Source organism: Burkholderia contaminans, assembly GCF_029633825.1.
Taxonomy (GTDB): Bacteria; Pseudomonadota; Gammaproteobacteria; order Burkholderiales; family Burkholderiaceae; genus Burkholderia; species Burkholderia contaminans.
In genome coordinates this window covers 918,738-945,012 of sequence record NZ_CP090641.1, presented here as the reverse complement: position 1 = coordinate 945,012, position 26,275 = coordinate 918,738, and the positions used below count along the sequence as shown (strand labels likewise).

Sequence of the window (26,275 nt, the reverse complement as noted above, 5' to 3'; positions counted from 1 at the left end):
GCGGCGTGATGCCTGGCGTTTCGTTACAGCGCGCGCCGGATTGCCTGCTCGAGTAATGACAACCCGAGGTCGATTTCCGCATCGCTGACGGTCAGCGGCGGCGCGATCCGGAATACGCCGCCCATGCCCGGCAACTGCACGATGTTCATGCTGAGCCCGAGGTTCATGCATTCGCGCGTGATCTTCGCGCCGAGCCCGTCCGCCGGTTCCTTCGTGCGGCGATCCTTGACGATCTCGACGCCGAGCAGCAGCCCGCGTCCGCGCACGTCGCCGATGCAGTCGAAGCGTTCCATCAGGTCGAGCAGGCCGCGCCGGAGCCGGTCGCCCATCACGTTCGCGCGCGCGACGAGCCCGTCGCGCTGCACGACGTCCAGCACGCGCAGGCCGACGGCCGCGGGCAGCGGATCCGACACGTGCGTCGTGTAGAACAGGTAGCCGAGTTCGTGCGCGCGTTCCTCGATAGCCGCGGACGTCACCATCGCCGCGAGCGGCAGCCCGGCGCCGAGCGTCTTCGACAGCGTCAGGATGTCGGGCGTCACGCCGTCGCGCTGGCACGCGAACATCGTGCCGGTGCGGCCGACGCCCGTTTGCGCCTCGTCGAGGATCAGCAGCATCCCGCGTTCCTCGCACTTGCGCTTGAGCGCCGCCATATAGCCTTCGGGCAGTTCGATGATCCCGCCCGAGCTGAGGATCGGTTCGGCGATGAAGGCCGCGAGGTTGCCGCTCGACTGGCGATCGATCAGGTCGAACGCGTAGTCGAGTTCAGCCAGATAGTCGTAGCCGCCGTTGCGCTCGAAGCGCGGGCGGTACGTGAACGGCGCCGGAATCGCGAACGAGCCGACGGCGGCCGGGCCGACGCCCTTGCGGCCGGCGCTGTACGTGGCCGACGCGGCCGCGCCCGTCATTCCGTGCCACGACTGCGCGAAGCCGACGATCTCGTACTTGCCGGTGACGAGCTTCGCCATCCGGATTGCCGCTTCGTTCGATTCCGCGCCGGTGCTGAGCAAGAGCGCGCGATCGAGGCCGGCAGGCGTGACGTCGGCGAGGCGCGTCGCGAGGTCGACGACCGGCCGCGACAGCATCCCGCTGAACAGGTGGTCGAGCTTGCCCGCGTATTCGCCGATCACGGACACGATCTCCGGATGGCTGTGGCCGAGCACCGCGCTCATCTGGCCCGACGTGAAATCGAGGATCGCGCGGCCGTCCGCGTCGTACACGAAGCTGCCTTTCGCGCGCTCGATGATCATCGGCTCGAACGTGCCGCCGTAGCGGACCAGGTGCTGCCGGGCGTTGCGCCAGAAGGTCGGGTCGTCGTTCAGGGACATCGGGCGTCTCCAGGAAGGGGCAGGGGGCGCTTGCAGTCTAGGCGCGCGTCTGGTTTGATGGAAACGAATAGTTCTAATGCAAGGTAGAAAAGGGGCTAATACCTTGGGGCTTTCGCTCGAAATCGACCTGCTGCGCTCGTTCGTCGTGATCGCCGAGGTGCGCGCGCTCAGCCGCGCGGCCGCGCGCGTCGGCCGGACCCAGTCGGCGCTCAGCCAGCAGATGAAGCGGCTCGAGGAGGCCGTCGACCAGCCGCTGTTCCAGCGCACCGGGCGCGGCGTGGTGCTGACCCATCCGGGCGAGCGGCTGCTGGTGCATGCGCAGCGCATCCTGCGGCTGCACGACGAGGCGATGGCCGACCTGTGCGGCACGGGTTTGTCGGGGACGATCCGCTTCGGCTGCCCGGACGACTACGCGGAAGTCTGGCTGCCTGCGCTGCTGCGGCAGTTTTCGAGCCAGCATCCGCAGGCGATCGTCGAGGTCGTGTGCGGACCGACGCCGCGGCTCGTCGAGCAACTGGAGAAACGCGCGGTCGATCTGGCGATGATTTCATTGCCGGACGACGGCGCGAACGACGACATCATTCGCCGCGAGCAACTGGTCTGGATCGGCTATCCGGGGCTCGAACCCACGCATTTCGATCCGTTGCCACTGGCGCTGTCCGATCGCGACACGCTCGATCACATCGCGGCGTGCGAGGCGCTGGATCGGGCCGGCCGCGACTATCGGGTCGCGTATGCGAGCAGCAGCCTCGCGGGGCTGATCGCGCTGGTGCGTTCGGGGCAGGCGTTCGCGGTGATGACGCAGACGGCGGTGCCGGCCGACCTGGCGATCGTCACCGGCGATCCGCGCCTGCCGCCGTTGCCGGCGGTGGGCATTGCGCTGAAGTTCAATCGCAAGCGGCCGTCGCACCTGACGGCGGCGTTCGCCGAGCATATCCGGCTCACGCTGCCGCTGTTGTGATGCGCACGGCCGCTGTGCCGACGCATTACTCGACCGTCGACGAAGTCGACACCTTTGCCGCGCCACTTGCGTTGGCTTCCGCTGCCGCATCGCGCACGCGGATCGCCGCCTGCATGCCCGACAACTTGAGTTCGGTCTCCTGATATTCGTTGACCGGCTCGGAATCGGCGACGATGCCGCAGCCCGCGAACAACCGGCAGGCGCCGCCCTCGACCAGCGCGGAGCGCAGCGCGACGATGAAGTCGCCGTTGCCGTGCGCGTCGATCCAGCCGACGGGCGCCGCGTACCAGCCGCGATCGAAGCCTTCATGCGCACGGATGTGGTCGAGCGCTTCGGCGCGCGGATGGCCGGCCACCGCGGGCGTCGGATGTAATGCCGCAACGACCTGCAGCAGCGTCGCATCCGCCTTCAGCGTCGCGCGGATCGGCGTGCTCAGGTGCTGCAGCCTCGGCAGCCGGTGCAGCGACGGTTGCCCGGGCACGTCGAGTATGCGCGACAGCGGCGCCAGCGCCGCGCGGATCGCGTCGACGACGAGCGCGTGTTCGAGCCGTTCCTTCGCGGAATCCATCAAGGCCGCGCCGAGGGCGCGATCGTCGTCGGGCGTGGCGCCGCGCCGGATCGTCCCGGCCAGCGCATGCGTGCGCACGTCGCCGGCCGCGACACGCGCGAGCCGTTCCGGCGTCGCGCCGACGAAGCAGGCTCCTTCACGACGGACCGCGAACAGGTGCGCGTGCGCGTCGCGCTTGCGTAGCCGGCGCAGCAGCGGCGCGACGGCAACGGGCCGCGCGTACTGGTCGAGCACGTCGCGCGCGAGCACGACCTTGCCGAACCTGCCGCCGCGGATCGCGTCCACCGCCCGCCGGACTTCGTGCTGCCATTCGCTCGCCTGCAGCGCCTGCGTGTGCAGCAGGTGCGGCGCATCGTCGTCATGGGCGGCAGCGAGCGTGCCGAGCGACTCGATGCGTGCGAGGCACGCATGCGCGAGGGCGGCCGGATCGTCGTGCGCGGCGACGACGTGCTGGCAGACGGCCCAGTGCGCATCGCCTTCGCGCACGACCAGCAGCTTTGCCACAGTCATGCTTGCATCGGGAAACGGCGCCCAGTGTGTGCTGCGTGGACCATGCGAATCGAACCGGAAGCCGCCGACGAGGCGCGGCGGCTGCGGGCCGGCCATCACCGCATCGCGAACGAGCGTGTGCCAGCGCGCATCGATCTGCGCGAAGCGCGTGTCCCCGGTGGCGGTCAGCTCGAGCGCGCCGTCCCAGCCGAACAGCGTGACGGACGCATCGCCGGCTTCGTGGAAGAACCACGGTGTGGCGCCGTCGTCCCACGCGGCGATCAGGTCGAAGAAGTCGAGCGGGCGTAGCGGTACCGACACCGACGCGAGCGTCGGCGTGCCGGTGTCGGCGGCGCGGCGGGCGCCACGGGCGAACGTGTCGTGCAGCAGCGGGAGGCCGGCGTTCATGCGAGCCCCCGCTGATGCCGCCAATACTGCGTTTGCTGCGCGATGTACCACGCGATCAGGCCCGAGAACAGCGTCTCGACGTAGTCGGCGTCGAGGCCGGCCTGTTCGGCCCAGCGGCGCCGGTCGGGCAGCATCGCGGCCACCCGTTCCGGCGCGGCGATGCTCGCTTCGTCGGGCTTGAAGCGCGACGCAGCCTTCACGTACTGCATGCGCTGGCCTAGCGCATCGATGATGTCGGCGTCGAGGCGATCGATGGCTTCGCGAATGTCGGGCAGCCCCGTGCAGGCGTCCGGTGTCTTCATGTGTACTCCTTTCCGTAACGAAGGGAATGGTCGATCCGTTCGACCAGATGCGCGATCACCGCCGGGTATTGGTGGCGCAGGTAGAAGTGGTCGCCGCTGAACGTCTCGATGCGGATCGGGCGCGACGCGACGTCCTGCCACGCGCGCGCCTCGTCGTTGTCGAGCTCGGAATCGGTAAGCGGCAGCATCACGCCGAGCGGCGTATCGAGCCGTGGCGGCCGGTCGCGGCGATACGTCTCGATCGCGCGGTAGTCGTTGCGGATCATCGGCAGGTAGATCGCGCGCATTTCCGGATCGGCGAGCAGCGCGGCGTGCTCGCCGGACAGCCGCGCGACATCGCCCACGAGCGCGTCGTCGGATTGCAGGTGCAGGTCCGACGGGCGCTGGCGATGCGGCGGCGGCAGCGCGGACACGGCCAGGTAGAGCGGCGCCGCGCCACGCGCTTCGAGCCGCGCTGCCACCTCGTACGCGAGCGCCGCGCCGAGGCTGTGCCCGAACAGCACGAGCGGCGCGTGGGCATAGCGTTGCAGTGCATCCGCGGCGGGGCCGGCGAGTGCGTCGATCGACGTCAGGCACGGCTCGCCGAAGCGTTCCTCGCGGCCCGGATACTGCAGCGCGAGCAGGTCGACGTCCCACGGCAGCGCGCGGCTCCAGCCGCGAAAGAAATTCGCGGTGCCGCCGGCGTGCGGGAAGCAGACGAGCTGCGCGCGCGGGCAAGGCGACAAGCGCAGTTCGCGGATCCAGTTCGAATCGGTCGGGCGTGCGCTCATGCGGCCGCTGCCTGCAACTGGCGGCGCAGCAGGTCGCGCAGCGATTTCTTGCTGGTCTTGCCGATGCCGGTTTCCGGGAAGCGCGGCATGAACTCGATGCGATCGGGAATCTTGAACGCCGCGAGCCCGCAGTCGCGCAGGTAGCGTTTCAGCACCAGCCGGGACGGCGCGGGTGCGCGGGCGACGACGAACGCGCACGTGCGCTCGCCGAGCAGCGGGTCGGGCATCGCGACCACCGCCGCGTCGTGCACTTGCGGATGCGCGAGCAACAGGTTCTCCACTTCCTCGGCGGAGACCTTCTCGCCGCCACGATTGATCTGGTCCTTGTCGCGGCCTTCGACGACGAGGTCGCCATCCGCGGTGCGCCGCACGCGGTCGCCGCTGCGATAGAAGCCGTCGGCCGTGAACGCGGTCGCGTTCTGCTCGGCGAGCCGGTAGTAGCCGCGGATCGTGTACGGGCCGCGCACCTGCAGTTCGCCGATTTCGCCGGGTGCGACCGGTTCGCCGGCATCGTCGACGATGCGTACTTCGTCGCCGTCCGACACTGGGCGGCCTTGTGTCTGCGCAATCCGTTCAGGCGAATCGTCGAGCCGCGTGCAGCAGATGAGCCCTTCGGCCATGCCGAACACCTGCTGCAGCCGGCAGCCGAGCACGGGCGTCACGCGTGTGGCCGCGTGGTCCATCAGTCGCGCGCCGCCGACCTGCAGCACGCGCAGGCTCGACAGGTCGGCCAGCCGTTGCGGCTGTTCATCGAGCCACAGCAGCGCGAGCGGCGGCACGAGCGCGGTATGCGTGACGCGCTCCTGCGTGATCAGCGCGAAGCTCTGTTCGGGCTCGGGCCGCCCGGTCGTGATGACGCGGCCGCCCGCGAGCAGCGCGCCGATCGTGCCGGGGCAGCACAGCGTGAAGTTGTGCGCCATCGGCAGCGCGGCGAGATATACGGTGTCGGCGTCGAAGCCGCTCGCGGCGCTGCACGCGCGCACGTTGTACAGGTATTCGCAATGGCGGCGCGGGATCAGCTTCGGCGTGCCGGTGGTGCCGCCCGACAACTGGAAGCATGCGATGTCGTCGGCGCGCGCGGCGCATTCGTGCAGCGGCGGGCCATCGTACAGCGCATCGAGCGGCGTGAACGCGTGCTCGTTGCCGGCCATCACGATGTGCTCGAGCGTCGGGCAATCGGCCTGCAACGCGACCGCGAGCGGCCGGCAGTCGAATTCGCCGAGTTGCGCCGCGCCAAGATACGCACGCGCACCGGCGAAGCGGCAGAACGCGCCGATCTCGTAGTGCCGGTGAGCGGGAAGGGCGAGCACCGGCCGCACGCCGAGCTGGAACAGCGCGAAGCAGGTCTCGATGAAGCGTGCGCCGTTCGGCAGGTGGACGACGACCGCGTCGCCGCGCGTTAGGCCGAGACGCGCGAGGCCGCCCGCCAGTTGGCGGATGCGCGCCAGCAGGTCGCGATAGCTGAGCCGGCAGGTGCCGTCGACGACGGCGAGCGCATCGGGATCGCGTTGCGCCTGCGCGTCGAGCGCATCGAAGAAAGTCGTGTCTTGCCAATAGCCTGCGTCGCGGTAGCGGCGTGCGAAGTCGTCGGGCCAGTCGGGCGCGTCGGCCGGGAAGGCAGGCGCCACGGAGGGAAGGGAGGTTTGCATGCGCTGACCTTGGGTTCCGGCAAGTTGTCAGAAAATGTAAATGAGAGGTATTATCATTTGTAACAAGTGCCGCGATAACGTCGTTTCTTTCGATATCGCGGCAATTTCATTCGATCGGGCGCCTGTCGCGCGGCGCCCGCCCGGCCCGGCCGGACAATCGGCCGGTTGCCGCCGGCGCGCGCCGGGCCGCGCGTGCCGCCTAACCAACGGACCTCCGATGAGCTCGACCTCCTTCGCTTCGTCACGACGTCACCCGCCGGTGCTCGTGCCCGGCAATCATCCGGGCGTGGTGCACATCGACGCGGGCATGAAACTCATGAGCGGCACGCTGTGCTCGGATAGCCGCGACTGGTACGAGGAGCCGCTCGAAAAAGGGCTGAAGCTCGTCCTCGTGCAGAGCGGGCAGTTGCGCTGCCGCGTGCCGGGCCAGCCCGAGCAGTGCATCAAGGGGCCGGGCCTGTGCGTGATCGCCAACGACGGCGAATTCACGACGCACCAGATCTACGATCGCGACATGCCGCTGCGCTACACGATCGTGCAGCTCGGCCTCGACGCGCTCGACCGCAACCTGAGCCTGTTGCCGGAGAAGATGCTCGCGCCGACGGGCGGCGACCCGCGCATCGTCAGTTGCCCGGCGTCGAAGGCGCTGCAGGCGCTCGCGGTGCAGATCGCGACGTGCCCGTTCGAAGGCGCGGTTCGCGAGTACTACCTGAAGGCCAAGGCATTCGAACTGACGGCGTTGAGCGCGCAACTGCTGGCGACGCAGCGGCAGTTCGCGCCGGCCGACGTGCGCGTCACGTCGTCGGACGTCGAGCGCGTGTATGCGGCGAGCGACATCCTGACGCGCGAGCTCCAGCAGCCGCCCACACTCGATGCGCTCGCCGGCAGGGTGGGGATGAATTCGCGCAAGCTGACGGCCGGTTTTCGCAAGGTGTTCGGCACGAGCGTGTACGCGTATCTGCAGGAATACCGGCTGCGGACCGCGCACGCGATGCTGTGCGCGGAGGACGCGAACGTGTCGACCGTGGCGTACCGCGTCGGCTACAGCCCGGCCCATTTTTCGATCGCGTTCCGCAAGCGCTACGGCATTTCGCCGAGCGATATTCGTGCGTCGTCGAACGCGATCGACGACGTCGAGATGGCGCGCGCGGCAATCTAAAACAACTGACCGGCAGCCTAAAGCAATCGACCGGGCTCATGGGTGTGAATGAGATAGATTCTCATTCACGGGTGGCCGCCGCCGCGCGGATCCGCCATCGAACGACCCATACAAGGCGTGCCCATGAGCCAGACCTCTGTCGATTCCAGCATCGATCATTCCGACCCTTCCCGTTTTTCTCCCATAGCCTTTCGCTCGCAGCTCGTCGCGATGATCGCCGAGCTGCTCGACGAGCCCGTCGACGAAATCGCGTCGCTCGACGATGACGAGGACCTGCTGAGCTGCGGCCTCGATTCGATCCGGCTGATGTATCTGCAGACGCGCGTGAACCGCCTTGGCTACGCGCTGACGTTCGATGCGCTCGCGCGCACGCCGACGCTCGGCGCGTGGGCCGAACTCCTTGCGAATGCGCCGCGCGTCGCCCCCGCGGCGCCTGACGTCGACGCGGCCGAGGTCGTCGAGGTCGACGTGCATGCGCCGTTCGACTTGTCCGCGGTGCAGCAGGCGTACTGGCTTGGCCGCGGCGATGGCGAAGTGCTCGGCAACGTGAGCTGTCACGCGTTCCTCGAATTTCGTAGCCGCGCGATCGATCCCGTTCGTCTCGATGCGGCATGCCGGCTCGTGCGCGAGCGCCATCCGATGCTGCGTGCGCGCTTCACTGGGGGCCGCCAGCAGATCGTCGCGGCGCCGGACGCGCCGGTGTTCGCGCATGCGGACTGGCGCGGCAGGACGGCCGTCGATGCGGAAACCGAATGGGTGTCGCTGCGCGCGCGCCGGTCGCACGAATGTCTCGACGTCGAGCACGCGCAGGTCTTCATGATGGGGCTCGTGCAGATGCCCGGCGGCGAGGACCGCGTATGGCTGAGCGTCGACCTGCTCGCGGCCGACGTGGACAGCGTGCGGTTGCTGATGCAGGAGATCGGTGCCGCGTATGCCGAGCCGTCGGCATTGCCCGACGCGCCGTCGACGTGGTTCCCGGCCTGGCTCGCGCGTCGCGCGGCCGAAACGAGCGATGCGCGGGCCGCGGCGCGCGACGCGTGGCAGGCGCGGCTCGCCACGCTGCCGGAAGGGCCGGCGCTGCCGCTCGCCCGTGCGCCGGAAACGATCCGTGCGCCGCGTTTCAGCCGCATCGCGCATACGCTGAGCACGGCCGAACTCGCGCGCCTGCAGGCGCGGGCCGCGCAGCATGGCGTCACGTTGTCGTCAGTGTTCGGCGCGGCGTTCGCCGCGGTGCTCGCGCGCTGGAGTGGCCGTCACACGTTCCTGCTCAACGTGCCGCTGTTCGACCGGCACGGTGATGCGCCCGATCTCGGCCGCGTGATCGCCGATTTCACGACGCTGCTGCTCGTCGAATGCGACCTGCGCGCCGACGCGAGCGCGGCCGATACGGTGCGCGCGTTCCAGAATCGGCTGCACGGTGCGATCGCGCAGGCCGCGTATCCGGCGCTCGACGTGCTGCGCGATGCGCGCCGGCAAGGCACGCCGCGCGCGGCGCCTGTCGTGTTCTCGTGCAATCTCGGCGACGCACCGTTCGTGCCCGACGCATTCGCGCGCGTGTTCGGCAATCTGCACGACATGATTTCGCAGACGCCGCAGGTGTGGCTCGACCATCAGCTCTACCGTGTGCCGGACGGCGCGCTGCTCGCGTGGGACAGCGTCGACGGCCTGTTTCCCGACGGGATGATCGACGCGATGTTCGGCGCGTATGTCGCGCTCGTGCAGGCGCTGTGCGATCGCGACTGGCGGCTGCCGATCGTCGTCGAGCTGCCGTCCGCGCAGCGTCGCGTACGCGATGCGCTCAACGCGGTGCCCGCGCCCGGGCGGCCGCGCACGCTGCATGCCGACTTCTTCGCATTGGCCGCGCGTGAGCCGGCGGCCGTTTCGTTGCGGTACGGCGAGCAAGCGGTGACGCGCGGCGAACTGGCCGCGCAGGCGCTTGCGATCGCGGGCGGCTTGCGTGCGGCCGGCATCGGGCACGGCGACGCTGTCGAGATCAGTCTGCCGCGCGGGCCTGCCCAGGTAGCCGCGGTGTTCGGTGTGCTGGCCGCCGGCGCGTGCTACGTACCACTCGATATCGCGCAGCCGGCCGCGCGCAAGGCGTTGATCGAACGCGCGGCCGGTGTAGAGGCCACGATCGGCGACGCGACGCTCGCCGATGCAGCATTGCCGCATTTCGGCGTCGCGGCGTTGATGCGGCACGAACCGCTGGCCGCGCCGCTCGCAGTGGCGCCGCAGGCTACCGCGTACGTGATCTACACGTCCGGTTCGACGGGCGTGCCGAAGGGTGTCGAGATGACGCATGCGGCGGCACTCAACACGATCGATGCGATCGATGCGCTGCTCGGCCTGAGTGCGCAGGACCGGCTGCTCGCGGTATCGGCGCTCGATTTCGACCTGTCGGTGTATGACCTGTTCGGCGTGCTCGGTGCCGGTGCCGAGCTTGTGTTGCCGACCCAGGATGACGCGCGCGACGCGGCGCGCTGGATCGAGCTGATCGCGCAGCATCGCGTAACGCTGTGGAATTCCGCGCCCGCGCTGCTGGAGATGGCGCTGGCGGTGCCGGCCGCGGCCGACGCGTGCCGCAGCGTGCGCGCGGCGCTGCTGTCCGGCGACTGGATCGCACTCGATCTTCCGGCGCGCTTGCGCGAACGATGTGGCGACGCATGCGTGTTCCATGCGCTCGGCGGCGCGACCGAGGCCGGCATCTGGTCGAACGTACAGACGGTGCGCGACGTGCCGCCGCACTGGCGTTCGATTCCGTATGGCCGGCCGTTGCCGGGGCAGGCCTATCGTGTCGTGGACGCTGACGGCCGCGATGTACCCGACTATGTGCCGGGCGAACTGCTGATCGGTGGCGACAGCCTCGCACGCGGCTACCGGAACGATCCCGAGCTGACTGCGCAGCGCTTCGTGCAGCAAGCGTCGGGCCGCTGGTATCGCACGGGCGACAGGGGCCGCTACTGGCCCGACGGTACGCTCGAGTTCCTGGGGCGCGAGGATCGCCAGGTGAAGGTGCGCGGGCACCGGATCGAACTGGGCGAGATCGAGGCCGCGCTGGCCGCGCATCCGCTGATCGACGGTGCGTGTGCGAGCGTGGTCGGCGGCGAGGCTGCGCGCATTGCCGCGGCATTCGTGCCGGTCGATCGCGCATCGGATGCAACGCTGCCATCGCCTGCGCTCGCGGACGCGGACGTTGCCGATACGGTGCACGCGGAAGCGGCCGTCGCGCGTGCAGTCGCCGATCGGCTGCTCGACGGCGATGCGGCCTTGCCGCCGTCGTTGCGTGCGCATCGGCATGCAAAGGAGCACGTATCGATGTCGATCGACGGCGCGCTCGATCTGCTCGGCTGGCATGCCGCCGATCTCGACGACCTGGCCGGAGCGCTGCGTGCGCTCGCCGCGGACCGGGAAGGCGCCGCGCGGCGAGTCCCGCTCGATCCGAGGATCGCACCGCTGGCGTTCGCGGCACGCCTGCCGGATGGCGCACGCGTGCTGCGCGAGTTTGGTGATGCGCTGCAGGCCCAGGCCGCCGTATGCACTGAACCGTTGCGCGTCGCGGTGCTCGACGCGCGCGCCGGGCAATGGTTCGATGCGGGGCTCGGCGTGCTCGACGATCCGCGCTTCGACGTGACGCTGTTCGACGCGTCGCCGGGTCTGCTGCACAACGCGCAGGCGTACTTCACACAAACGATGCCGACGTTGCAGACGATGCAGGACGGCCTGCTGCCCGTTCGCCATCTCGGCCGGTTCGATTGCGTGATCAGCTTCGCCGCGGCGCACCTGCGTGACGATCCGCGCGATACGTTCAGAATCGCGGCAGCGTTGCTGGCACAGCATGGCCGCTTGCTGTTCGCCGACGTGCTGCGCGATTCGCCGCTGCGCGAACTCGTTGCGGGCGTGACGGGCGATGCGTCGTTGCCGCGGCCGTTTGCACACGATGCGCTGGCGTCGGCGGCACACGCATGCGGCTTTGCGCTGGAAGCGTCACGGAGCTGGCGCTCGACTGCCGTTGCCTGTATCGACGCGCGCCATGTTGGCGAGCCGGTCGCGCAAGCGGCGCTGGCCGACTGGCTGCATGACCGGTTACCTGACGCGATGCGTCCCGATGCGCTGTGGTGCATCGCACGCTGGCCGCTCAACGCGAATGGCAAGATCGATCGGCGAGCGGTGGGAGACGCGCTCGCGCGAGCGCTCGGCGACGCACCGGCCGCACACGATGCGTTCGTGCCGGCCGACGACCGGCAGGCGACGCTGCTCGCGTGCTGGGAGCACGCACTCGGCCGCCCGGCGAATGCGCGCGACGCGACGTTCTTCGCGCTCGGCGGCGACAGCCTGCTCGCGACGCGCCTGCTCGCGCAACTGCGCGAGCGGCTCGGCGTGCGGGTCGGGATGGCGACGTTCTACCGGCAGCCGACGCTCGCGGGTCTTGCCGCGCGGCTCGACGAGGCCGCGCCGGCCGAAGGCGACGCGCCGGTTGCGACGATCGAGGAGGGCGTGCTGTGAGCTTCGATGACGTGCTCGATCTCTGCCGCGAACGCCAGATCGAACTGTGGTGCGACGACGGCGGACAGTTGCGCTATCGCGCGCCGGCCGGCGCACTCGATGCGGACCTGGCCGCGCGCATCAAGGCCGAACGCGATGCGTTCATCCGCTTTCTGCAGGACGGCGCGTGGCGCAGCGATCCGGCGCGGCGCCATGAGCGGTTCGCGTTGACGCCGGTGCAGGCCGCGTATGTGCTCGGCCGGCACGAATCGTTCGAGTTCGGCGGCAATGCGTGCCATCTGTATGTCGAATACGGTGAGCCCGCGAATCTCGACTGCGTGCGCTTCGAGGCGGCGTGGAACGCGTGCGTCGCGCGGCATCCGATGCTGCGCGCGATCGTCGAGGACAACGCATGGCAGCGCGTGCTGTCCGACGTGCCGTGGCAGCCGCTCACGGTGCACGATCTGCGCGAGGCCGATGCGACCGCATTCCACGCGCACGTGAAGCGCGTGCGCGAGCGCCTCGATCATGCGGTGCATGCGCTCGACCGCTGGCCGGTGTTGCAGCCCGAAGTGAGCCTCGGGACGGACGGCGCGGTGCTGCACCTGTCCGTCGATTTCACGTTGATCGACTACCCGAGCCTGCAATTGCTGCTCGCCGAATGGCGGCGCCGTTACGACGATCCGCAATGGCAGCCCGCGCCGCTCGATGCGACGTTCCGCGATTACGTCGTCAATGAAGCCCATGCGGGCACGCGGGCCGATCATGCGCGTGACAAGGCGTGGTGGCTTGATCGCATCGACGATCTGCCGGCGCGGCCCGATCTGCCGGTGGTACCCGCGATGCAGTCTGATGCACGGCCGCGCTTCACGCACCGGCATGCGCGGCTCGATCGCGCGCAATGGGCCGCGTTGAGCGGACACGCAAGCCGCTTCGGGCTGAGCGCGGCAAGCGTCGCGCTGGCCGCGTTCGCCGAAGTTGTGGGCCGCTGGAGCCAGTCGCCCGCGTTCTGCCTGAACCTGACGGTGCTGAACCGCCCGCCCGTGCATCCGCGCATCGACGCGGTGCTCGGCGATTTCACCGCATTGAGTCTGCTTGCTGTCGACGCGACGCAGGGGCGCGATTTCGTCGAGCGTGCGCGCACGATCGGCGTGCGGATGTTCGAGGACCTCGATCATCGCGCGTTTACCGGTGTCGACGTGATGCGCGAACTCGCGCGGCGGCGCGGCAAGGAGGCGGCGCTGATGCCGGTGGTGTTCACGAGCGGTATCGGCAGCGTGGGCCGCCTGCTCGGCGAGCACGCGGGCCGCGCCGAGCCGCCTCTCTACATGATCAGCCAGACGCCGCAGGTCTGGCTCGACTGCCAGGTGACCGACCAGTTCGGCGGGCTGGAAATCGGCTGGGATGTGCGCGACGACCTGTTTCCGGACGGCATGCCCGCGGCGATGTTCGACGCGTACGTCGCGCTGCTGGAACGGCTCGCGGCTGACGCCGAATGGTGGTCGCGCGAGGGTGACGTCGTGCTGCCGTCCACCGCGCCCGCCGCCGAGATCCATCCGGATGCGGATACGCATATCGCGGCCGGCTTCGCCGCGCAGGCATTGCGTACGCCCGATGCGCCGGTGGTGATCGATGCGCAGGGGGCGCGCACGTATCGCGATGTCGCGCAGCACGCGGCGGCGCTGCGGTCTGCACTCGAGCAGGCCGGCGTCGGCGTGGGCGACACGGTCGCGGTGCTGATGCCGAAGTGCGCGCACCAGCTCGCGGCCGTGCTCGCGATCGTGCAGGCGGGTGCCGCGTACGTGCCGGTCGACAGCCGCCAGCCGGCGCTACGGCAACAGGCGATCCTGCGCAACGCGCGCGTGCGTGCGGTCGTCAGCGTGCAGGCGCTCGACTTCGAACATGATGGGTGCGCGCGCATCGATATCGACACGTTGCCGATCGACACGCAATGGCCGCCGCGCGCGGCGCGCGAGATCGACGGCGACGCGCTCGCCTACGTGATCTACACGTCGGGCTCCACCGGCGAACCGAAGGGCGTGATGCTGAGCCACGCGGCCGTGTGCAACACGCTCGCCGACATCAATGCGCGCCACGAAGTCGGTGACGGCGACGTCGTGCTCGGCGTGGCCGAGCTCAGCTTCGACCTGTCCGTCTACGACTTCTTCGGCGCAACCGCGCGCGGCGCGTGCATCGTGCTGCCGGATCCGTCGCGCGGCAACGATCCGTCGCACTGGGCCGAGCTGATGGTGCGCCATCGCGTGACGCTGTGGAACTCGGTGCCCGCGCAAGGGCAGATGCTGATCGATTACCTCGAAGGCGAACCGGCGCTCGACGTGCCGGGCCCGCGCCGCGCGCTGTGGTCGGGCGACTGGATTCCGGTGACGCTGCCCGCGCGCTGGTGGCGGCGCTGGCCCGACAGCGCGCTGTTCAGCCTGGGCGGCGCGACCGAGGCGTCGATCTGGTCGATCGAGCATCCGATTCGTTCAGCGGACACGCAGCTTGCCAGCATTCCCTATGGTCGCGCGCTGACCGGGCAGACGATGGAAGTGCTCGACGCACTCGGCCGGCCGTGCCCGCCCGGCGTGCGCGGCGAGATTCATATCGGCGGTGTCGGGCTCGCAACGGGTTACGCGAACGATCCCGAGCGCACGGCCGAACGCTTCATCCGTCATCGCGACGGGCGCAGGCTGTATCGCACCGGCGATCTTGGCCGCGTGCGCGCCGACGGTTCGCTCGAATTCCTCGGGCGGCAGGACGATCAGGTGAAGATCCGTGGCTACCGGATCGAGCTGGCCGAGATCGACGCTGCGCTGACCGCGCATCCGCTCGTCAGCGCAGCCGCGACGATCGTGCTCGGCGAAGGTGCGGAGCGCCGGCTCGCGAGCTTCGCTTCGCTGCACGCCGTGGAGCCGTCTGCGTCAGCGCAGGACGACGCGCTGCACGAGATCGCGAAGCACGTGCGTACGGCGTTCGACGCCGCGCGCTTGCCCGCGCATGCGGACGTGGCGCGGTCGGTCGCCCGGCTCGAGGCGGCCTGCGTTGCGTCCCTGGCCGCGTGGATCGTGCCGGCAGGCGAGCTGACCGAGGATGCTGCGACGGATTTCGCGACGTTGTGCGAACGGTTGCGCGTGCCGGCGCCGCGCCGGCATCTGCTGCGTCACTGGCTCGCGATGCTCGACAAGCATGGCGTGCTGCGCGCGGATGCCGAAGCGGGGGGCTGGCGTCTGCGGCCCGATGCCGGCCACGTCGACGCACACGCATGCTGGGATGCATTCGCGCAAGACGCATCGCCCGAACTGTGGCCGGCCGTCCTCATCGACTATTTCCGCGACAGCGCGGGATGCATCGACGTGCAGGTGGACGGCAGCGTGTCGCCTGCCGGCCTGATGTTCCCGGAAGGCGCATCGCATATTGCCGATGCGATGTACAGCGACGGCGAACATGCGCATGCACTGCACAACGGGATGGCACGCGCCGTGCGCGCGGTCGTCGAGCGCGAGCCGCAGCGTCCGTGGCGCATCCTCGAGATCGGCGCGGGAACGGCCGCGGCGACGCGTTCGATCGTCGATGCCCTTGCACCGCTGGTCGAAGCGGGTGCGCGGATCGACTACCTGTTCAGCGACGTGTCGAGCTATTTCCTTGCAGCGGCGCGCGAGCGCTTCGCCGCGTATCCGTGGATGCGGTTCGTGCGGTTCGACATGAACGCGCCGTTCGACGCGCAGGGCATCGCGCCGCATTCGATCGACGTCACGATCAGCTCGGGCGCGCTGAACAATGCGCGCGATACGGTCGCGCTGATCGCCGGGCTGCGTGCGCTGTCGGCGGCCGATGCGTGGTGGGTGATCCAGGAACTGACGACCGAGCATCCGGAGATCAGCATCAGCCAGGGGCTGATGATGGAAACGCCGAACGACGCGCGTGCCGGGTCGGCGCGGCTGTTCGTGCCGCGCGCGCAGTGGCTCGAATGGTTGCAGTCGGACGGCGGCGATCGCGCGCTCGGTTGCGTGGCGCCCGGCACGCCGCTCGATGTGCTCGGCTACGACATCCTGCTCGCGCACGTGAAGCGCGGCGCGGCACGCATCGCACCCGACGCGCTGCTGGCGTTCGTCGCGGAGCGCGTGCCGGGCTACATGGTGCCGTCTCAATTGCGCGTGCTCGACCGTCTGCCCGTGACCGCGAACGGCAAGATCGACCGCCGTACGCTGGCCGGCATTGCCGATATCCGCGAACCGGAGCCGGCGGCCGCGCGACCGGCCCACGCACAGACCGCCGCCGATCCGCTGCTGGCCCGGTTGATCGGCTTGTGGGAAGCGGTGCTCGATACGCGCAACGTCACGCCGGACCAGGACTTCTTTGCGGCGGGCGGCGATTCGCTGCTGATCGCGCAGCTCGTGTCGCGGCTGCGTGGCGAGGAACCGCTCGCACAAGCGTATCCGTTCGACCGGCTGCTGCGCTGGGTGCTGGCGCAACCGACGCCCGCTGCGTTTGCGCAATGCCTGCGCGATGCGGGTGAGCAGAAAGCGGCTGGAACGCCGCCTGCCGCCCCGCGCACGACTCACGCGTCGGCGGTCATTCATGCGCCCGCGCCGCGCGTGCGTGCCGACGTGCGTCCGATTCCGCTCGCACCGGGCGACGGCGTACCGCGCGTGATCGTGCACGAAGGGCTCGGCACCGTGCATGCGTATCGACCGGTGATGCCGGCGCTCGCGCGGCTCGGCCCGGTGCTCGGCTTCGCAGTACGCGACGCGCAGGATTATCTCGATGTGCCGGCATGCCACCTGAATGCGACGTTCGGCCGGCGCTATGCCGATGCGCTGTGGCGCACCGGCGTGCGCGAGGTCGACGTGCTCGGCTACTGCTCGGGCGGGCTGGTCGCGCTCGAAATGGCGAAGTCGCTGGCGCAGCTCGGCGTCGAAGTGCGCGCGCTGGACATCGTGTCGAGCTACCGGATTCCGTACCTGATCGAAGACGAACGGCTCGTGCTGTTCAATTTCGCGGCGACGCTCGGGCTGCCGCTCGATGCGCTCGGGTTTCCGGAAACGTACGTGCTGGCCGACGCGCTCGCCGACGCATTGAAGGCCGACCCCGCGCGTCTCGCGCCCGGCAGCCTGCAGGCGCAACTGGAAATTTTCGGCGATCGCTGCGAGCCGCTCGATGCATTGCGCAGCCGCGTGCTGCGCACGGCCGCCGGATTGTCGATGCAGGACACGGTCGCGCATCCGCTGCTCGACGAACGCGAACGGCTGTACCGGCTTTTCATGCATTCGGTGCAGGCGAGCCACTGGGCCGGCGACGCGCCGTATGCGGGCGCGTTGCGGCTGTTCGTGCCGGAGCGCTGCAACCCGCTGATTCCGCAGCAGCGCGCCGCGCTCACCGAATACTGGACGGCGCAGGCGCTCGGCGGCATCACGGCCGTCGATATCCCCGGCGGTCATTTCGACTGCCTGAATGCCGCGTTTGTCGACACCCGCCTGAAGGAGGCGCAATGAAGGTCCATCCGCTGCCGGTCGTCGTGGCCGGCTCACGCTTCGGCCAGTTCTATGCGGCGGGCCTCGCTGCGTCCGGCGCGTATCGTGTCGCGGGCATCCTCGGGCAAGGCAGCGCGCGCACCGCCGCGCTGGCCGCGCGTGTCGGCGCGCCCGTGTTCGACGCACCCGAATCGCTGCCGGAGGATGTGCGCGTCGCGTGCGTGGCGGTCGGCGGTGCGGCGCGCGGCGCCGACGGGGCCGCGCTCGCGTGCCGGCTGCTCGAACGCGGAATCGACGTCGTGATCGAGCATCCGCTGCTGCCCGACGAATGGAGTCGCGTGCTGCGCACCGCGTCGCGTCATGGCCGCCGCTGCCTGCTCAACAGCTTCTATCCGAACCTGCCGGTCGTCTCGCGCTTCATCGCCGTCGCGCGACGGCTGCGCGAAACGAGCGCGCCGGTGCATGCGGATGTGGTGTGCTCGGTGCAGGCCAGTTTCGCGGCGCTCGACGTGCTCGCGGCCGCGCTGCAGGGCGTGGGCCCGTGGTCGGTCGAGCCGGTCGGGCCGGCACTGTCGTCGATGCGCGAGTGCGCGATGGTGCTGGCCGAAACACCGGTGTCGCTGCGCGTGCACAACGAAATGGCGGCGGCCGACGATGGCCGGATGAGCCTGCTGTTCGGCATCACGCTGACGACGGACGCCGGCACGTGGACGCTCGCGTCGCCGCACGGCCCGCTGTGGTGGGCCCCCGCGTTGCGTGAGCCGGAGATCGACGAACACGGGCTGTTCCCGATCTTCGGCGATGCGACGGGCAGCGACATGCCGAGCATCCAGATCTGCGACGACGCGCGCGACACGTGGGGCGCGATTCATGCGCGCAGCTGGCCGCAAGCGGCCGTGCGCGCGGTCGATCGGCTCGTTGCGGGTGAAGGGCTGCAGGCGTGCAACCAGCGCAGCATCGACGTGACGCGTGTCTGGCAGCAACTGACGATGCAGCTCGGCTTTCCGGAGCAGCCACCGGGCGACGCGTGCGCGGCCACGCTCGGCATGCTGCTGGAGCGCGCCGCATGAAGCGGCCGTTGTTTTCGATGTTGCGGCCGTTCGCGGTGCCGCTCGTGGCGGCGGTCGTGCTGCAGGCGCTGGCCGGTGTCGCCTCGCTCGTGCCTTGGCTCGCGCTCGGCTGGTTCGCCGACGCGTGGCGCGCGACGGCGCAGCTCGACGCGACCGCCCGCGGCTGGCTCGTCGCGGCCGTGGTGGCCGGCGTGTGCTGGCTGGGCGGCCAGACGGTCGCGCTGCATCTGACGCACCGGGTCGACGCCGATCTCGCCGATCGCCTGCGCAGGCGCCTCGCCGATCATCTGCAACGCTTGCCGCTCGGCTGGTTCGCGCGGGCGGGCAGCGATCGCATCGCGCGTCACGTCGACCAGGATGTGCGTGCGCTGCACCAGCTCGTCGCGCATGCGCCTGCCGATGTCACGCAACTCATCGTCGTGCCGTGCGCGGCGCTCGCGTGCCTGCTTTACCTGAATCCCGCGCTGCTTGCGTTTGCGCTCGTGCCGCTCGTCGCGGGCGCCGCGCTGTTTCGCTGGATGCGTTCGGCGCGGTTCGCGCCGGCCGTCGCGTCACGCAACGCGGCGCTTGAACAGCTGATGGGCGACTACGCGCAACTCGCGCAGAACCCGGCGCTCGTGCGGCAGTATCCGGGCGCCGGCATCGAGGCGGCCGCGCTGGCGTCGACCGGGCGCTTCGAACAGGCGTTTTCGGTGTGGGTCGGCCGCGTCGGCGGGCCCGGTGCGTGCACGCAGGTGCTGCTCGGCACGCCGTTCCTGCTCGCGTGGGTCGTGTTCGGCGCGATGTGGCTCACTTCAGGCCGCTTGCCCGTCGGTGAGCTGTGCGCGTTCGCACTTTTGATATGGGCCGTAGCGGCGCCGGTGCGTGCGCTCGGTCACGGTGCCGACGCATTGCGCGAAGCACGCGCTGCTGCCGAACGCCTCGACGCCTTGCTCGCGCAGCCGGCCTTGCCCGAGCCAGCCAATGGCGCCGCAAAGGTGCCGCGCGATGCGTCGATCGAGATACTGGGCGCGAGTGTCGACATCGACGGCACGCCGATCCTCCGCGATATCGATGCGATGATCGCGGCCGGCACGACCACCGCGATCGTCGGGCCGTCGGGCGCGGGCAAGAGCACGCTGCTGATGCTGCTCGCGCGCTTCATGGATCCGGACCACGGCACGGTGCGGCTCGGCGGCGCCGATCTTCGGCTGCTCGCGTCGGATACGCTGCGCGAGCAGGTGGCGATGGTGTTCCAGCAGGCCGCCGCGCTCGACGTGTCGATCGCCGCGAACATTGCGCTTTACCGGCCCGATGCCGATCGTGACGCGATTCGCGCAGCCGCACGCGCGGCCTGTCTCGACGAACGCATCGACACGCTACCGGGCGGCTACGACTGCGTGTGCGGTCGTGACGCGCGGCTGTCCGGCGGCGAACTGCAGCGGCTGGCGATTGCACGTGCGCTGCTGTCGCCCGCGCCGCTGCTGCTGCTCGACGAACCGGCCTCGGCGCTCGATCCTCACACCGGGCTTGCGTTGCGCAATGCGCTGCGCGGCGACAGGCGCACGCGAGTGATCGTCAGCCATGATCTCGACGCGATCCGGCATGCGGACCAGATTCTCGTGATGGATCGCGGCCGCATTGTCGAGCGCGGCACGCATGCGGCGCTGCTGGCCGCGCGCGGGCTGTATGCGCGGCTATGGCGCGAACGCGGTGCCGCAGGCGGGGAGGCCGCATGATGACGAAATCGCTCAAACGTTTGCAGTGCTTGCCATCCGAAGCGCGCCGCGCGCTGTGGCGCGGCGCCGGTTGGGCGGTGGCCGCCGCGTTGCTCGACGGCGCTTGCGGGTTGCTGCTCGTGCCGTTGATCCGCGCATGGTTTGCCGGCGCGCAGACGGCCGTGCTGCACTGGACGATCGCGCTCGGCGCGCTGACGCTGTGCCACGCGTTCGTGCTGTACGTCGCGCAGCGCGGCGGCTATCGCGCGGGCGGCGCGCTCGCGGCCGGCCTCGTCGAGCGCCTCGTGCGGCACCTGCCGCGCATCGCGTCGTGGCAGGCCGTGCGCGACAGTCATCCGGCCGGGCTGCTACGCGGGCCGGTCATGCAGGCGATGGGGATTCCCGCGCACCTGCTCGGGCCGCTGATCGGCGCGGTCGTGACGCCGCTCGCGGTCGTCGTGGGGCTCGCGTGGATCGACTGGCGCATCGCGCTGTGCCTCGCGGCCGCGGCCGTGCTGCTGTTCGCGCTGCTCGAACGCGGCGGCACGCGCACGCTCGCATTCGAACAAGATCGCGCGGCGGGCGATCGCGACATGGCCGTGCAGCTTCAGACCTTCGCCGCGCATCAGGGGCTGTTGCGCTTCGCGGGCCGGGAAGGCGCCGCGCGGGCGGCTTTGCAGCATGCGTTCGACGAGCAGCATCGCCGCACGCGTGCGCTGATGCGGCGCTCGCTGCCGATCGAGCTCGGCTTCGCGGGCGCGGTGCAGGGCGTGTTCGTCGCGATGCTGGTCGGCGGCGCATGGGCCGTCTCCGCCGGCCGGCTCGATGCCGCGACGGCCGTGGCGGTGCTCGTGCTGCTCGTGCGCTTCATCGAGCCGCTCGCGCAGCTCACGCAGCTCGACCAGGCGCTGCGCGGCGGCTGGCGCGCGCTCGACACGGTGCTCGCGGTGCTGCATGCGCCGCGCTTCGACAGCCCCGAGCGCGGTACGCCGCTACGCGATGCGAGCGTCGAGGCGGTGCGCGTCGGCTACCGGTCGGCCAGCGGCGCGACGCTGCTCGACGGCGTCGACCTGCATTGCCCGGCGGGTGGCTTCGTCGCGATCGTCGGCCCCACGGGGGCCGGCAAGAGCACGCTGCTGGGCCTGCTCGCACGGCTCGACGATCCGGGCACCGGGCGTGTGCTGCTCGGCCGCTCCGATGTACGGCACCTGAGCGAGGCGACGCTCGCCGCGACGCGCAACCTCGTGTTCCAGGACAACGGGCTGTTTCGCGGCAGCCTTGCGTGGAACGTGCGGATGGGCCGCCCGGACGCGACCGATGCGGAACTACACGACGCGCTGGACGCGGTCGGTTTGCTGCGCGACGCCGAGCGCCTGCCGGACGGGCTCGAATCCGACGTGGGGCCGGGCGGCAAGTTGCTGTCGGGCGGGCAGCGCCAGCGTGCGTGCCTCGCGCGCGCGCTGCTGGCGCGTGCGCCGGTGCTGATGTTCGACGAGCCGACCGCGAGTCTCGACGAACTGAGCGCGCGGCGCGTGCGCGACAGCCTCGTCGCGCTGCGCGGCCAGCGCACGCGCATCGTCGTCACGCACCAGCCGGCGCTCGCGGCGGCCGCCGACACGGTCGTCGTGCTCGACGCGGGCCGGGTGCGTGCGACGGGCACACACGCGCAACTGGTCGAGTCCGATGCGTGGTACGCGACGTTCGCCCGCGCCGGGCGGCCGTCCGACGCACCACCGCCCGCCGATGTGGGTGCCGAAGTCCGGCCGGCCGAGTCCGAACACTGACGTGAACAATGCGATCCGGTATGCCCGGAATCGATAGGAAAAGCCCCTCGATCGAAAAATCGCCCGCCGGTTCTATTTGATAATGAGAATGATTATCAAATACGGGGGCGTGAATGCGGTACGAGGTGCTGGAACCTGGGAGATCACGGACGAAGGGCGCGCGCGTCGCCCGTTCGGAGCGAGGGCGCTGGCGTCCGTCGCTGTATCTGGGCTTGCTGATTGCCGCGCATCCGGCGGCGGCATTTGCCGATACGACGCCGGCGCCGGCGGCCGGCGCGGAAGTCCGGAAGGACGAGAAGAGTGTCGCGAAGCCCGCCGCGGGCGAGCTGAAGGCGATTTCGGTGACTGCGTCGCGCGGCGTGACCGACGATCCGTCGGTGGCGACGGTCGGCAAGATGCCGCTGGCCTTGAGGGAGATTCCGCAGTCGGTCAGCGTGACGACGCGCGAGCGGATCGACCAGCAGAACCTGTTCTCGCTCGACGAAGTGATGCAGCAATCGGCGGGCGTGACCGTGCAGCCGTACGTGCTGCTCACCACCGCGTATTTCGTGCGCGGCTTCAAGGTCGATTCGTTCGAATTCGACGGCGTGCCGGTGGTGATCGGCGACATGGCGAGCGCGCCGCAGGACATCTCCGTGTACGAGCGCGTGGAAATCCTGCGCGGCGCGAACGGCTTGCTGCACGGCTCGGGCAACCCGGCCGCGACGGTCAACCTCGTGCGCAAGCGACCGCAGTACCAGTTTTCCGCGAACGCGAGCGTGAGCGTCGGCAGCTGGGACCGCTATCGCGCGGAAGCCGACATCGGCGGCCCGCTCAACGCGGCCGGCACCGTGCGCAGCCGGCTCGTCGCCGCGTACGAGGATCGTCATTTCTTCTACGACCACGCGAAGCAGGATACGCGCTCGATCTACGGGATCACGGAAGTCGACGTGACGCGCGACACGCTGCTCACGTTCGGCGCGCAGTACCAGACGACGCGATCGATACCCGACATGTCCGGCGTGCCGATGGCCCGCGACGGGTCGAGCCTCGGCCTGTCGCGCTCGATGTTCCTCGACACCGCGTGGGGTCACTTCGACTGGGACACGACGCGCGCATTCGCGTCGGTCGAGCAGAAGCTCGGCGCCGGCTGGAAGGCGAAGGTCAGCGGCGAATACCAGAGCGTGCGCTCGGACCTGAAGTACGCGGGCTCGTTCGGCGCGATCGACCCGGCGACCGGCGCGGGCGGCGCGCTCACGGGCGGCGCATACCAGTTCAGCAGCTACAGCCGCAGCCTCGATGCGAACGTGCAGGGCCCGGTGCATGCGTTCGGGCTCACGCACGACCTGCTGTTCGGCGTGACCTACGCGAACAGCAGCAGCGGGCAGATGTCGGCGCAGTTGCAGGGCAACGTGGTCGGCACGCCGGTGAACGTGTACCGCTGGAACCCGGGCAGCGTGCCCGAGCCGGACGTCGGCCCGTACCAGCAGTCGCAGCAGAACGACATTTCGCAGAAGGGCGTGTACGGGCTCGGCCGCATCAAGCTCGCGGAACCCGTCACGCTCGTGCTCGGCGGACGGCTGAGCTGGTGGAACCAGGACAGCCTCGGCGCGCACTACAACACCGGCCACCAGTTCACGCCGTACGGCGGGCTGATCTGGGATTTCGCGCGCGACTGGTCGTGGTACGCGAGCTACGCGGAAGTGTTCCAGCCGCAATCCAAGTCGATGTGGGGCGGCGGCATCCTGACGCCGGTGAAGGGGCGCACGTACGAGACGGGCGTGAAAGGCGAACTGGCGGGCGGCAAGCTGAACGTGTCGCTCGCGGCGTTCCGCATCGATCTCGACAACAACCCGCAGGTCGATCTCGCGCATCCGTGCGCGGGGCCGAACTGCTACTACGTGAACGGCGGCAGCGTGCGCAGCCAGGGCTTCGAATTCGAGGCGAACGGCCGCATCACGCCGTGGTGGAGCGTGTGGGCGAGCTACACGTACGACACGATGAGCTACGCGGACAACCTCGCGAACGCGGGCTCTTCGTTCGCGCCGTTGCTGAACCCGCGCCACCTGTTCCGATTGTGGACGAACTACGACCTGCCGTGGCAGGAGCGGCGCTGGAGCATCGGCGGCGGCGTGCAGGTGCAGAGCAATTACTCGGCGCAGGCGAACGGCGTCACGATGAGCCAGGGCGGCTACGCGCTCGCGAGCCTGCGGCTCGGCTACCGCTACGACAAGCGCTGGAGCGCGGCGGTCAACGTCAACAACCTGTTCGACCGCAAGTACTACCTGAGCCTGAGCAACCCGGGCTGGAACAACCGTTACGGGGAACCGCGCAACGTGATGCTGACCGTGCGCGGGCAGTTCTGATGGCGGGCGGCTGGGGGACGCGGGCGGCGCTCGCGATCGGCGGCGTGCTGCCGGGCGCGGTCGCACTGGCGGTCACGCTGGTCCGACATTACCCGGCCGACGGCCTGAACCGGCTCTACGCGGCCGTGCTGCTGTCGCTCGCCGCGGGCGTCGCCGCGTTGCTGTGGGTGCTCGTCGCGCCGGGGCGTCGGCAGGCCGCGTGGCGTGCGGGTGCATGGCTCGCGGTGCTCGTGCCGTGCGCGCTGTTCTGGGGAGGGCGCTGACATGGACGCCTCATTGCGTTCGCGCTGGCGCGCGCTGCATCGCGGCGCCGGCGCGCTGTTCGGCGTGGTGCTGTTCGTCGTGCTGTTCAGCGGTACCTGGAGCCTCGCGACCGATTCGATGCAGGGCTGGTGGCGTCCATCGCCGGTCGCCGTCGCGCGGCCATCGCTGCCGCTGAATGAACTCGTCGCACGCGCGGCGGCGCTCGGCGTGCCGTTGCGCGATGCGCGCATCGTGCTGCCGCAACCGGACGATCCGGCGATGCGTTTCTGCGACGCACGTCAGGCATGCACGCTCGCGCTCGACCCGGCGACGGGCGAGCGGCTGGCCGCCGGCGGACGCGCGGCGTTGCTCGTCACGTTGCACAAGACGCTGTTCGCGGGCTTTCCCGGGCGGATCTTCGTGAGCCTGTGGGGGATCGTGCTGCTCGTGCTCATCGTCGCGGGGTTGATCGTGCATCACCGGCGCTGGCCCGACGCGGCGCGTATCCGGCGCGGCAAAGGAATGCGTGCCGCGCTGTTCGACCTGCACGCGTGGATCGGCCTGTGGGGCTCGCCGTGGCTCGTGCTGTTCGCGTTCACCGGCGCATTGTCGGGGCTCGGCGCGCTCGGCACGGTGTCGCTCGCGGGCGTCGCGTATCCGGGGCAGCCGCAGCGCGCGTTCGCCGAACTGCTCGGCGGGCCGCCGCCTGCAACAGCCGGCGGCGCGTGGCATCGCGCGCCCGATCTCGACGCGCTGCTGCGGCGCGACGCGGCGCGCACGCCGGATTTCCGGCCCGAAGCGCTCGTGCTGCACGGCTGGGGCGATGCGAACGCGCGCGTCGAGATTGCCGGCACGACTGCCGGCCTGCCGAGTACGGCGGTGTTCGAGCGTCACCTGTATCGCGCGGCGAACGGCCAATGGCTCGCGGACGCCACCTCGCGCGGCCGCGGCTTCTGGCTGCGCACATTCATCGCGGTGCAGCCGCTGCACTTCGCGCAATACGGCTGGGTGGGGGCGATGGGCGGTGTGCTGCGCGTCGTGCATTTCCTGATGGGGCTCGCTGCGTGCGCGCTGTGCGCGACGGGGCTGCATCTGTGGATCGAGCGGCGGCGGGCGCAGCAGGATCGCTCCGCGAACGTGCTGGCCGCGGTCGCCGTCGGCACATGCGGCGGGCTCGTGCTCGCGGGCGGCGTACTGCTTCTCGCCGGGCGTGCGTTACCCGATGGCGTGCACGTCGACCATCTGCTCGCGATGCTGTTCTGGGCCGTGTGGAGCGGCGCGGTCGCGCTGGCGGCCTGTGTGACCGATCGCCCGGCCTGGCTGCGCAGGCTGATGCGTGCGGCCGGCGCCGCGTACGGGCTGGCCGGCGTGACGCACTGCGCGATGGCGCTGCTCGGTGCGGGCGAACCCGTGTACTGGCCGATCGACGCGGCACTCGTCGCATTCGGCGCGTTGCTGCTGCGTGCCGCGCGCCGTCCGCGCCGGGATGCAATGCGGCCCGCGCGCGTGCCGGCCGGCGCCGAACCTTTTTGATTTCATGCAACTGGAGACT

At 70.1% G+C, this 26,275-nt stretch carries 15 protein-coding genes; 10 read left to right on the top strand and 5 right to left on the bottom strand.

Features of this window, described 5'->3' with window-relative positions; genetic code table 11:
* Window positions 1-23: 23 nt before the first annotated feature.
* Window positions 24-1,325 (bottom strand): aspartate aminotransferase family protein, encoded by a 1,302-nt coding sequence (locus LXE91_RS21940; protein ID WP_039366328.1) that lies wholly within the window; start codon window positions 1,323-1,325, stop codon window positions 24-26.
* Between the two features lie 76 nt (window positions 1,326-1,401).
* Between LXE91_RS21940 and LXE91_RS21935 the strand changes: the two genes are divergently transcribed.
* A complete protein-coding gene (locus LXE91_RS21935) occupies window positions 1,402-2,286 on the top strand; it encodes a LysR family transcriptional regulator (protein ID WP_172625564.1) in 885 nt (294 codons plus the stop codon).
* Between the two features lie 25 nt (window positions 2,287-2,311).
* On the opposite strand, the gene LXE91_RS21930 is transcribed toward LXE91_RS21935, so the two are convergent.
* From LXE91_RS21930 to LXE91_RS21915, 4 genes are read right to left on the bottom strand one after another with little or no spacing between them, the layout of a single operon-like run.
* The gene (locus LXE91_RS21930) at window positions 2,312-3,751 is read right to left on the bottom strand and encodes an isochorismate synthase (RefSeq protein ID WP_039366334.1); all 1,440 of its coding nucleotides are present in this window, start codon (window positions 3,749-3,751) and stop codon (window positions 2,312-2,314) included.
* Window positions 3,748-4,053, bottom strand: a complete 306-nt coding sequence (locus tag LXE91_RS21925) for an isochorismate lyase (protein WP_039366337.1) — start codon at window positions 4,051-4,053, stop codon at window positions 3,748-3,750. The genes LXE91_RS21930 and LXE91_RS21925 overlap by 4 nt, the downstream gene beginning before the upstream one ends.
* Window positions 4,050-4,823: a thioesterase II family protein gene (locus tag LXE91_RS21920; RefSeq protein ID WP_039366340.1), complete on the bottom strand. Its 774-nt coding sequence runs from the start codon at window positions 4,821-4,823 to the stop codon at window positions 4,050-4,052. The genes LXE91_RS21925 and LXE91_RS21920 overlap by 4 nt, the downstream gene beginning before the upstream one ends.
* Window positions 4,820-6,472, bottom strand: a complete 1,653-nt coding sequence (locus LXE91_RS21915) for a (2,3-dihydroxybenzoyl)adenylate synthase (RefSeq protein WP_039366344.1) — start codon at window positions 6,470-6,472, stop codon at window positions 4,820-4,822. The genes LXE91_RS21920 and LXE91_RS21915 overlap by 4 nt, the downstream gene beginning before the upstream one ends.
* 217 nt (window positions 6,473-6,689) lie before the next feature.
* Here LXE91_RS21915 and LXE91_RS21910 point away from each other — a divergent pair, with 217 nt between their 5' ends.
* The 9 genes from LXE91_RS21910 (at window position 6,690) to LXE91_RS21870 (ending at window position 26,256) form a co-directional block, all read left to right on the top strand.
* Window positions 6,690-7,631, top strand: a complete 942-nt coding sequence (locus LXE91_RS21910; protein ID WP_046196569.1) for a helix-turn-helix transcriptional regulator — start codon at window positions 6,690-6,692, stop codon at window positions 7,629-7,631.
* Window positions 7,632-7,754: 123 nt separating this feature from the next.
* Window positions 7,755-12,134 carry a non-ribosomal peptide synthetase gene (locus LXE91_RS21905; protein ID WP_039366347.1) on the top strand — a complete coding sequence of 1,460 codons (4,380 nt, stop codon included), beginning with the start codon at window positions 7,755-7,757 and terminating at the stop codon, window positions 12,132-12,134.
* Window positions 12,131-17,605, top strand: a complete 5,475-nt coding sequence (locus tag LXE91_RS21900; RefSeq protein ID WP_039366349.1) for a non-ribosomal peptide synthetase — start codon at window positions 12,131-12,133, stop codon at window positions 17,603-17,605. Before LXE91_RS21905 ends, LXE91_RS21900 begins: the two co-directional genes overlap by 4 nt.
* Window positions 17,602-18,654, top strand: a complete 1,053-nt coding sequence (locus LXE91_RS21895; protein WP_039366351.1) for a Gfo/Idh/MocA family oxidoreductase — start codon at window positions 17,602-17,604, stop codon at window positions 18,652-18,654. The genes LXE91_RS21900 and LXE91_RS21895 overlap by 4 nt, the downstream gene beginning before the upstream one ends.
* Window positions 18,651-20,372 (top strand): ABC transporter ATP-binding protein, encoded by a 1,722-nt coding sequence (locus LXE91_RS21890; RefSeq protein WP_039366353.1) that lies wholly within the window; start codon window positions 18,651-18,653, stop codon window positions 20,370-20,372. Before LXE91_RS21895 ends, LXE91_RS21890 begins: the two co-directional genes overlap by 4 nt.
* Window positions 20,372-22,135, top strand: a complete 1,764-nt coding sequence (locus LXE91_RS21885) for an ABC transporter ATP-binding protein (RefSeq protein ID WP_039366566.1) — start codon at window positions 20,372-20,374, stop codon at window positions 22,133-22,135. The genes LXE91_RS21890 and LXE91_RS21885 overlap by 1 nt, the downstream gene beginning before the upstream one ends.
* A 113-nt stretch (window positions 22,136-22,248) precedes the next feature.
* A complete protein-coding gene (locus tag LXE91_RS21880) occupies window positions 22,249-24,480 on the top strand; it encodes a TonB-dependent siderophore receptor (RefSeq protein WP_039366354.1) in 2,232 nt (743 codons plus the stop codon).
* Window positions 24,480-24,743 (top strand): hypothetical protein, encoded by a 264-nt coding sequence (locus LXE91_RS21875; RefSeq protein WP_039366356.1) that lies wholly within the window; start codon window positions 24,480-24,482, stop codon window positions 24,741-24,743. The genes LXE91_RS21880 and LXE91_RS21875 overlap by 1 nt, the downstream gene beginning before the upstream one ends.
* A 1-nt stretch (window position 24,744) precedes the next feature.
* On the top strand, window positions 24,745-26,256 hold the full coding sequence (locus tag LXE91_RS21870; protein ID WP_039366359.1) for a PepSY-associated TM helix domain-containing protein: 1,512 nt from the start codon (window positions 24,745-24,747) through the stop codon (window positions 26,254-26,256).
* Window positions 26,257-26,275: the final 19 nt, after the last annotated feature.

Coding starts and splice junctions, on each gene's coding strand:
- LXE91_RS21940 (WP_039366328.1), bottom strand. CDS start 1,325: ATGTCCCTGAACGACGACCCGACCTTCTGGCGCAACGCCCGGCAGCAC.
- LXE91_RS21935 (WP_172625564.1), top strand. CDS start 1,402: ATGCAAGGTAGAAAAGGGGCTAATACCTTGGGGCTTTCGCTCGAAATC.
- LXE91_RS21930 (WP_039366334.1), bottom strand. CDS start 3,751: ATGAACGCCGGCCTCCCGCTGCTGCACGACACGTTCGCCCGTGGCGCC.
- LXE91_RS21925 (WP_039366337.1), bottom strand. CDS start 4,053: ATGAAGACACCGGACGCCTGCACGGGGCTGCCCGACATTCGCGAAGCC.
- LXE91_RS21920 (WP_039366340.1), bottom strand. CDS start 4,823: ATGAGCGCACGCCCGACCGATTCGAACTGGATCCGCGAACTGCGCTTG.
- LXE91_RS21915 (WP_039366344.1), bottom strand. CDS start 6,472: ATGCAAACCTCCCTTCCCTCCGTGGCGCCTGCCTTCCCGGCCGACGCG.
- LXE91_RS21910 (WP_046196569.1), top strand. CDS start 6,690: ATGAGCTCGACCTCCTTCGCTTCGTCACGACGTCACCCGCCGGTGCTC.
- LXE91_RS21905 (WP_039366347.1), top strand. CDS start 7,755: ATGAGCCAGACCTCTGTCGATTCCAGCATCGATCATTCCGACCCTTCC.
- LXE91_RS21895 (WP_039366351.1), top strand. CDS start 17,602: ATGAAGGTCCATCCGCTGCCGGTCGTCGTGGCCGGCTCACGCTTCGGC.
- LXE91_RS21890 (WP_039366353.1), top strand. CDS start 18,651: ATGAAGCGGCCGTTGTTTTCGATGTTGCGGCCGTTCGCGGTGCCGCTC.
- LXE91_RS21885 (WP_039366566.1), top strand. CDS start 20,372: ATGACGAAATCGCTCAAACGTTTGCAGTGCTTGCCATCCGAAGCGCGC.
- LXE91_RS21880 (WP_039366354.1), top strand. CDS start 22,249: ATGCGGTACGAGGTGCTGGAACCTGGGAGATCACGGACGAAGGGCGCG.
- LXE91_RS21875 (WP_039366356.1), top strand. CDS start 24,480: ATGGCGGGCGGCTGGGGGACGCGGGCGGCGCTCGCGATCGGCGGCGTG.
- LXE91_RS21870 (WP_039366359.1), top strand. CDS start 24,745: ATGGACGCCTCATTGCGTTCGCGCTGGCGCGCGCTGCATCGCGGCGCC.